9 protein-coding genes and 1 riboswitch are annotated in these 8,653 nt (G+C 69.1%); of the genes, 5 read left to right on the top strand and 4 right to left on the bottom strand.

Annotation, left to right across the window (positions count from 1 at the left end; genetic code table 11):
* Window positions 1-153: 153 nt before the first annotated feature.
* From moaA to JO059_RS22845, 3 genes are all read left to right on the top strand, one after another.
* Entirely contained in the window at window positions 154-1,257 is a 1,104-nt protein-coding gene (moaA, locus tag JO059_RS22855; RefSeq protein WP_293323021.1) for a GTP 3',8-cyclase MoaA, read from the top strand.
* A 4-nt stretch (window positions 1,258-1,261) separates the two neighbouring features.
* Window positions 1,262-1,540, top strand: a complete 279-nt coding sequence (locus JO059_RS22850; RefSeq protein WP_293323020.1) for a MoaD/ThiS family protein — start codon at window positions 1,262-1,264, stop codon at window positions 1,538-1,540.
* Between the two features lie 206 nt (window positions 1,541-1,746).
* Window positions 1,747-1,960, top strand: a riboswitch (cyclic di-AMP (ydaO/yuaA leader).
* Window positions 1,961-1,973: 13 nt separating this feature from the next.
* A complete protein-coding gene (locus JO059_RS22845; RefSeq protein WP_293323019.1) occupies window positions 1,974-2,756 on the top strand; it encodes a transglycosylase family protein in 783 nt (260 codons plus the stop codon).
* A gap of 35 nt (window positions 2,757-2,791) precedes the next feature.
* Here the strand turns inward: JO059_RS22845 and JO059_RS22840 are convergent, their stop codons facing one another.
* From JO059_RS22840 to JO059_RS22825, 4 genes are read right to left on the bottom strand one after another with little or no spacing between them, the layout of a single operon-like run.
* Window positions 2,792-3,217 carry a molybdenum cofactor biosynthesis protein MoaE gene (locus JO059_RS22840; RefSeq protein WP_293323018.1) on the bottom strand — a complete coding sequence of 142 codons (426 nt, stop codon included), beginning with the start codon at window positions 3,215-3,217 and terminating at the stop codon, window positions 2,792-2,794.
* Window positions 3,214-3,717 (bottom strand): MogA/MoaB family molybdenum cofactor biosynthesis protein, encoded by a 504-nt coding sequence (locus tag JO059_RS22835; RefSeq protein ID WP_293323022.1) that lies wholly within the window; start codon window positions 3,715-3,717, stop codon window positions 3,214-3,216. The genes JO059_RS22840 and JO059_RS22835 overlap by 4 nt, the downstream gene beginning before the upstream one ends.
* Window positions 3,702-4,232, bottom strand: coding sequence for a cyclic pyranopterin monophosphate synthase MoaC (gene moaC, locus JO059_RS22830; protein ID WP_293323017.1), 531 nt, complete (start codon window positions 4,230-4,232; stop codon window positions 3,702-3,704). The genes JO059_RS22835 and moaC overlap by 16 nt, the downstream gene beginning before the upstream one ends.
* A 9-nt stretch (window positions 4,233-4,241) precedes the next feature.
* Complete coding sequence (locus tag JO059_RS22825; RefSeq protein ID WP_293323015.1) at window positions 4,242-4,442, bottom strand: hypothetical protein; 201 nt, start codon at window positions 4,440-4,442, stop codon at window positions 4,242-4,244.
* 99 nt (window positions 4,443-4,541) lie between these two features.
* Between JO059_RS22825 and JO059_RS22820 the strand changes: the two genes are divergently transcribed.
* On the top strand, window positions 4,542-6,794 hold the full coding sequence (locus tag JO059_RS22820) for a helicase-associated domain-containing protein (RefSeq protein ID WP_293323013.1): 2,253 nt from the start codon (window positions 4,542-4,544) through the stop codon (window positions 6,792-6,794).
* A gap of 111 nt (window positions 6,795-6,905) precedes the next feature.
* Entirely contained in the window at window positions 6,906-8,555 is a 1,650-nt protein-coding gene (locus tag JO059_RS22815; protein WP_293323011.1) for a DNA repair helicase XPB, read from the top strand.
* Window positions 8,556-8,653 lie beyond the last annotated feature (98 nt).

Raw genomic sequence — 8,653 nt, 5'->3', positions numbered from 1 at the left:
TGGGAGGGATATGCGCCTGGTCCTGAACGTTATTTGGCAGGTATTCGGCGGTCAGAGGATGGCCGCCGGATACCAGCTCGCGGTGTCATTCATTCCGCTCGGCAAGCAGATCGTTCCCGTAGAGTCGCCGACCCGATTCGCGGCGGTGCCTGCATGACGTTGACCGCATTGGGCCTGCCGACGGTGCCCGGCCGCGGGGCGGGCCCGGCGCTCGGCTTCGGCGCTGACGACGATGCGGTGCGGGCACCGGCCACGGGCCCGCTGTTGGACAGCTATGGGCGGGTCGCCACCGACCTGCGCGTGTCGCTGACCGATCGCTGCAACCTGCGGTGCACCTATTGCATGCCGGCCGAAGGCCTTGACTGGCTGGCCGGCGGGGAGCTGCTGCGCCCGGACGAGCTGGCCAGGCTGCTGCGGATCGCCGTCAGCCGGCTCGGCATCACCAGCGTGCGCTTCACCGGCGGTGAGCCGCTGCTGTCGCGCCACCTGGAGGAGGTGGTGGCAGCGACGGCCGATCTGCGGCCCCGTCCCGAGATCTCATTGACGACGAACGGTGTCGGGCTGGCGCGACGTGCCGCCGCGCTCGCACAGGCGGGCCTCAACCGGGTCAATGTGTCGCTGGACAGCGTCGACCGTGCCCATTTCGCGGCCATCACCCGGCGAGACCGGCTCGGTGACGTGCTGGGCGGCCTGGCGGCCGCCAAGGAGGCAGGCCTGACACCGGTCAAAGTGAACGCCGTGCTGGATCCGGTCACCGGCCGGCAGGACGTCGTCGACCTGTTGCGGTTCTGCCTCGAACACGGCTATCAATTGCGGGTCATCGAGCAGATGCCGCTCGACGCCGGGCATCGGTGGCGCCGCGAAGCCACACTGACCTCCGAGGACGTGCTCGCCGCGCTGCGTCCGCACTTCCGGCTGCGGCCGGACCCCTCGCCGCGCGGCTCGGCGCCGGCGGAGCTCTGGTTGGTCGACACTGGCCCCGATACCCCGAGCGGAAAGTTCGGCGTCATCGCATCGGTGTCGCACGCCTTCTGCTCCGCCTGTGACCGAACTCGGCTGACCGCCGACGGCCAGGTGCGCAGCTGCCTGTTCTCGACCAAGGAGACGGACCTGCGCGGGCTGCTCCGGGGGGGCGCCCACGACGACGCCATCGAGGCGGCGTGGCGCGCCGCGATGTGGCGAAAGCCCGCCGGCCACGGCATTAACGACCCGGATTTCATCCAGCCCGACCGCCCGATGAGCGCGATCGGCGGCTAGCGCAATGAGTCAGATGCCGGTCGATACCGACGGGATGCAGGTGACGATCCGCTACTTTGCCGCCGCGCGCGCAGCCGCGGGGGCCGAGTCGGAAACGGTGACCCTGCGTGCGGGGACTACGGTCGCCCAGCTCGTCGAGCGGCTCGCCGGTCGGGGGACTCGCCTCTCGACCGTTCTGAGCAGATGCTCGTATCTGTGCGACGGGGTCGCCGTTCGCGATGAAACCGCAGCGTTGCGGCCCGGTAACACGATCGACGTCTTACCCCCCTTCGCCGGCGGCTGAAACTGTGAAATATCTCACGTAACGGAACGATAACGGCGCAATCACGTTGCGGTCTCGCGCGGTGTGACCAGCGCAAATCCCAATCGTTCCTGGGCTTTTCGCATGTGGCCGTGGGGGAAACGCCGGGTTTCCCACGACGTGACGAGACGAACAGAAGGCGCTAGCGTCTCCGAGGGTTCGTCGATCGACCGAATGGCGGACCTCCCCTTCCTATCGCGCCGAGCTCCATCCATAGGGCAGGGGACACCGAAAGCGGATGGAGACGGGGGACCCACCGGTCCGCCGTGATCGGACTGGGGCCGCTTGCGGCTCCTTGGGGTGAAGCCGCCGCCGACTCCAATGCGGAGTGCGACGACGGCCGGGTGGCCTCTCCAACCCGAACCCGACAGCTGACCTCGCAGGCGCGTTACGAGAGAGGAATACCCCGGCGCGTATGAGTGGACGTCACCGCAAGCCCACAACATCGAGCATCAGCGTTGCCAAGATTGCCTTCACCGGGGCAGTGCTTGGCGGCGGCGGCATCGCGATGGCCGCCCAGGCCGCCGCGGCAACCGACGGCGAATGGGACCAGGTAGCCCGCTGCGAGTCCGGCGGCAACTGGGCAATCAACACCGGCAACGGCTACCACGGGGGTGTGCAGTTCAGCGCAGCCACGTGGGCGTCGCACGGCGGTGGCCAGTACGCCCCGTCCGCCGAACTGGCCACCAAGGAACAACAGATCGCGGTGGCCGAACGGGTGCTGGCGACCCAGGGCCGCGGCGCCTGGCCCGTGTGCGGCGGCCCGCTGTCCGCTCCGAGCCAGCGCGACGTTCCCAGGTCCGCGGCGAGGAACGACCCCCTGGACGCGCCCGGGGTCAACGGCGCGCCCGCGCCGGACGCTCCTGCGCCCGCGGATGCGCCCGCCCCGCCGGCTGCGCCCGTGCAACTCGCCGCCTTCGGCCAGCCGGCCGCGCCTCCGGATGCTCCGCCCGCGCCTCCGGCCGACGCCGTGCCGCCCGCGCCTCCCGCGGAAGCTGCGCCTCCCGCGGACGTCGTGCCACCCGCGCCTCCCGCGGACGCGCCTCCCGCGCCCCCCGCGGACCTCAACACCGCAACGGCCGACGCACCGGGCACGTCGACAATCGGGTACACGCAGCAGCTGTGGGAAGCGATCCGCGGCGCGGACATTCACGGAAACGACGCGCTGGACGCGATTGCGCAGCCGTCCGGCAGCTGACGACCCCAATCAATAGCGGTGGGCTCGGCGCGCTTTCACGCCGAGCCCACCCACTCTTCGGTTCCGTCGTCGAAGAACTGGTGCTTCCAGACCGGCAAGCGGGCCTTGATGGTGTCGACCAGGCGGGCGCACGTGTCGAATGCCGCCTGCCGGTGGTCGGCGGCGACAGCGGCCACCAGGGCCGCGTCCCCGATGTGTAAGACGCCGATTCGGTGGCTGGCGGCGACGGCCCGCACGCCGGTGGCCGCCGCGGCGACCTCGTCGACCACCTCGGCGATCACCTGTGCCGCCGACGGGTGCGCGGAGTACTCCAACCGCACCACGCGACGACCACCGTCGTGATCGCGAATCATTCCGACGAATCCGACGACGGCCCCCGCCGACTGATGGCCCACCAATTCTTCGTGCTCGGCCAAAAAGATCGGCGCTTCGGTCATGGCGGCGCGCAAGACGCGCGTCATCCTTCGTGATCCCCGCCGGCCAGCTGGTCGAGCGCGTGGTCGAGGACGTCGGCGAGCACCCCGAGGCCGTCGCGCACCCCACCGGGTGAACCCGGCAGGTTGACAACCAGCGTGCTGCCCGCCACCCCGCACACACCTCGCGAGAGCACCGACGTCGGCACCTTCGGCAGTCCCGAGCGCCGGATGGCGTCGGCCAGCCCGGGAATCGTGTAGTCCAGCACCGCCACGGTCTGCTCCGGAGTGCTGTCCGTGGGTGAGATGCCCGTGCCTCCGGACGTGATGATGACGTCGACTCCGGCGTCGACCGCGTGGTTCAGCGCCTCGCCGACCGCCTCCCCGTCTGCGACCACCTCTGGCTGCATAGTCGAAAAACCGCGCTGCTCAAGCCATTCCGTGATGATCGGACCGCATCGATCGTCGTACACACCGGTCGACGCGCGGGTCGAGGCGATGATGACCCACGCGGATCGGGCGCTCTTGGCGGTCACTGCCGTGCCCAGTTTCCGCTTTTGCCACCCTCTTTGCGGACAACCCGGATGTCGTCGACGCGGGCGGCCGGGTCGACCGCTTTGATCATGTCGTAGAGCGTCAGCCCGGCCACGCTGACCGCCGTCAGCGCCTCCATTTCGACCCCCGTCCTGTCAGTGCTGCGCACCGTCGCCGTGATCGCGATATCCGACTCGCCGACGGTGAAATCGATGTCGACTCCCGTGAGCGCCAGCTGGTGGCACAGCGGGATCAGCTCGCTGGTGCGTTTGGCGGCCAGAATGCCCGCCACCCGTGCGGTGGCCAATGCGTCGCCCTTGGGTAAGCCGCCCGTCGAGATCAGCGCCACCACCGTCGGCGAGGTACGCAAGGCGCCCGCGGCGACGGCGACACGCTTGGTGGCCCCTTTCTCGGTGACATCGACCATGTGCGCCGCCCCTCGCTCATCGAGGTGCGACAACGTGTCGGGCCGCGATTCCGCCGCCCCCAACGCCGCAGCGGCCTTGGACGCCTCAGAGGCCCTAGCCATCCGGGCGGCCTACCGGTTGACGACGGTGACCGGGTGGACGTAGGGCAGTTCGGTTGAGGGAAGCGGAAACTCCAGTTCACCGAAGGGTGACAGCGCCCCGGTGCGATCGCTCACGAGTTCGCTCACCGCGTGGTCGTCCGGGTCCGTCGTCGGCCAGCCGTTGTCGACGTACCTGGTTTTGCGCTCGTTGCCCTCAGCAATGTCAGCCACGGGGTACATTCTGACAGGTCGCACGCGGGCGTGCGGCGCAAGGCCCGGCAACTCCGACCGTCGTCGCCGTGCATGCCTGCTGCTTTACCCTGGTCAGCAATGACCGACAACACCCCGGATATCCCGCTGGGGTCCTGGCTTGCCGACTTGCCCGACGAGCGGCTCATCCGACTGCTGGAGCTGCGGCCAGACCTCGCCCAGCCGCCGCCCGGCAGCATCGCCGCGCTCGCCGCGCGCGCACAGGCCCGTCAGTCGGTCAAGGCTGCCACCGACGATCTCGACTTCTTACAGCTGGCGGTGCTCGACGCATTGCTGGTGCTGCAGGCCGATTCGGCGCCGGTGCCCACGGCAAAGCTGCTGGCGCTCATCGGCGAGCGCGCACCAGAAGCCGACGTGCTGACCGCGCTGGACGATCTCAGGCAACGCGCCCTGGTCTGGGGCGAGGCCGCGGTCCGCGTCGCCGCCGACGCCGGCATGGCGTTGCCATGGCATCCCGGGCAAGTCACGCTCGAGGACACCTCACACAGCGGCGACCAGATCGCGGAGCTCCTCGACAGCCTCGACGACGCCCAGCTCGAGGTGCTGGACAAATTGCTCGAAGGTTCCCCGATGGGTCGCACCCGCGACGCCGCACCCGGTGCCCCGGCGGATCGCCCGGTGCCTCGACTACTCGCGATGGGTCTGCTGCGACGCATCGATGCCGAAACGGTGATCTTGCCCCGACACGTCGGACAGGTGCTGCGCGCCGAGCATCCCGGTCCGACGCAGCTGACGGCGCCCGACCCGGTCGTGTCGACTACGACCCTCGATGATGTCGACGCGGCGGCCGCGGGGTCCGTCATCGACCTGCTGCGAGAGCTCGACGTGGTGCTGCAAACCCTTGGTGCTGCACCGGTTTCCGAGTTGCGCAGCGGCGGCATGGGAATTCGCGACGTCAAGCGGCTGGCCAAGGCGACGGGAATCGAGGAGCCGCGGCTCGGGCTCGTCCTCGAGGTCGCAGCCGCGGCCGGATTGATCGCCAGCGGCATCCCCGACCCCGCGCCGGCTGAGGGCGACGGCCCGTATTGGGCACCGACCCAGGCCAGCGAACGGTTCTCCGCGATGTCCGCCAGCGAGCGATGGCACCTGTTGGCCAGCACGTGGCTGGACTTACCGGGCCGGCCCGCGCTGATCGGCAGTCGCGGTCCTGACGCCAAAACATATGGGGCCCTGACGGATTCGCTGTACTCAACCGCCGCGCCGCTGGATCGCCGGCTGCTGCTGGGAATGCTGTCCGAGTTGCCGCCCGGCGCCGGCGTCGATGCGTCGGCCGCCTCGGCGGCGTTGATCTGGCGGCGACCGCGCTGGGCCAGGCGGCTGCAGCCGCAGCCGGTCGCCGATCTACTTGCCGAAAGCCAGGCACTGGGCCTTGTGGGTCGCGGTGCGATCAGCTCGGCCGGCCGCGCACTGCTCGACGACCCCGATGAACCGGAGATCGCGGTGCAGGCGATGAACCGGGCGATGCCCGCACCGATCGACCACTTTCTGGTGCAGGCCGACCTGACGGTCGTGGTGCCCGGGCCGCTCCGACGCGACCTCGCCGACGACCTCGCCGCGGTCGCCACCGTCGAATCGGCCGGCGCGGCCATGGTGTACCGGATCAGCGAGCAATCGATTCGGCATGCCCTCGACGTGGGCAAGACCCGTGAATGGATGCATGAACTCTTCGGCCGGCACTCCAAAACGCCTGTACCGCAAGGTCTCACCTACCTCATCGACGATGTCGCGCGCCGGCATGGCCAGCTTCGAATCGGCATGGCCGCATCTTTCCTGCGGTGCGAGGACCCGGCATTGCTGGCCCAGGCGGTGGCGGCGACCACCGAACAGCTACAACTGCGCCCCCTGGCGCCGACGGTCGCCGTGTCGCCCGCGCCGATCGCCGAGGTGCTCGCCGCGTTACGGAGCGCGGGATTCGCCCCGGCCGCCGAGGACTCCTCGGGCTCCGTCGTCGACGTCCGCCCGCGCGGGGCCAGGGTCCCCACACCGCAACGCCGCCGGCCGTACCGCCCCCCGCCGCGCCCGAACGGCGAGACGCTCAACGCCGTCGTGTCCGTGCTGCGCAAGGTGACCGCGGCACCGTTCGGCAACATCCGCGTCGACCCCGCGGTAACCATGTCGCTGGTGCAGCGCGCGATCAAGAACCAGGAGACGTTGGTGATCGGCTATCTCGACGCCGCTGGCGTGGCCACCCAGCGGGTGGTGTCCCCGATCACCATGCGCGGCGGCCAGCTGGCGGCCTTCGACTCGGCGTCCGGGCGACTGCGAGACTTCGCCGTCCACCGCATCACGTCGGTGGTGTCGGCGGACGACTGAATAATGGTGTTTATGCGCGCCAACGACGATGCAGCTGGGGTACCGACCGCTTGCGGGGGACGCCGCGATGTGGGGGTACCACCCGCTTGCGGGGGAGAGGAGTGGCGCTAAATGTCCGACGGGCCGTTGATCGTGCAGTCCGACAAGACGGTGCTGCTCGAGGTGGACCATGAGCTGGCGGGCGCGGCGCGCGCCGCCATCGCGCCCTTCGCGGAGCTGGAACGCGCCCCCGAGCACGTGCACACCTATCGCATCACGCCGCTGGCGCTGTGGAATGCCCGCGCGGCGGGTCATGACGCCGAACAGGTCGTCGACGCGTTGGTCAGTTACTCCCGCTACGCGGTGCCCCAGCCGCTGCTGGTCGACATCGTCGACACCATGGCCCGCTACGGCCGGCTCCAGTTGGTCAAACATCCGGCGCACGGCCTAACGCTGGTCAGCATTGATCGTGCGGTGCTCGAGGAGGTGCTCCGCAACAAGAAGATCGCGCCGATGCTGGGCGAGCGAATCGACGACGACACCGTCGTGGTCCACAACAGCGAACGCGGCCGCGTCAAGCAGATGCTGCTCAAGATCGGTTGGCCCGCAGAGGATCTGGCGGGCTACGTCGATGGTGAGGCGCACCTGATCAGCCTGCGCCAGGACGGGTGGGAACTGCGCGACTACCAGCAGATGGCCGCGGATTCGTTCTGGTCCGGCGGCTCGGGGGTGGTCGTGCTTCCGTGCGGCGCCGGCAAGACCCTGGTCGGCGCGGCCGCGATGGCGAAGGCCGGTGCGACGACGCTCATTCTGGTCACCAACATCGTCGCCGCGCGGCAATGGAAGCGCGAGCTGGTTGCCCGCACCTCGCTGACCGAGGACGAGATCGGCGAATACTCGGGCGAACGCAAGGAAATCCGGCCCGTCACCATCTCGACGTACCAGATGATCACCCGCCGGACCAAAGGCGAGTACCGGCATCTGGAACTGTTCGACAGTCGCGACTGGGGTTTGATCATCTACGACGAGGTTCACCTGCTGCCGGCGCCGGTGTTCCGCATGACCGCAGACCTGCAGTCCAAGCGCCGGCTGGGCCTGACCGCCACGTTGATCCGCGAAGACGGCCGCGAGGGCGACGTGTTCTCCCTGATCGGCCCCAAGCGCTACGACGCTCCCTGGAAGGACATCGAGGCCCAGGGCTGGATCGCGCCGGCCGAGTGTGTCGAGGTGCGGGTCACCATGACCGACAACGAGCGAATGATGTACGCCACCGCCGAGCCGGAAGAGCGGTACCGGCTGTGCTCGACGGTGCACACGAAAATCGCTGTGGTCAAATCGATTCTGGAAAAGCACCCCGGCGAGCAGACCCTGGTGATCGGCGCCTATCTCGACCAGCTTGACGAGCTAGGCGCCGAGCTCAACGCCCCGGTGATCCAGGGATCTACCTCCACCAAGGAACGCGAAGCGCTCTTCGACGCCTTCCGCCGCGGCGAGGTGTCCACCCTGGTGGTGTCCAAGGTCGCCAACTTCTCCATCGATCTGCCGGAAGCATCTGTGGCCGTGCAGGTTTCGGGAACGTTCGGCTCGCGCCAGGAGGAGGCCCAGCGGCTGGGCCGTCTGCTTCGGCCCAAGTCCGACGGAGGCGGAGCCGTCTTCTATTCCGTGGTGGCGCGCGACAGCCTGGACGCCGAATATGCCGCGCACCGTCAGCGGTTCTTGGCGGAGCAGGGTTATGGCTACATCATCCGCGACGCCGACGACCTACTGGGCCCGGCGATTTAGGGGTCATCACCCCCTCGCGAGCAGACGCAAAATCGCACTCGCGCATGGCATTTTGTGCGATTTTGCGTCTGGTGGCCGGGCAGGGCCCGGCGAACACT

It is taken from the genome of Mycobacterium sp., assembly GCF_019247615.1.
In the GTDB taxonomy this organism is placed as follows: Bacteria; Actinomycetota; Actinomycetes; order Mycobacteriales; family Mycobacteriaceae; genus Mycobacterium.
This window is presented reverse-complemented; position numbering and strand designations above follow the sequence as displayed.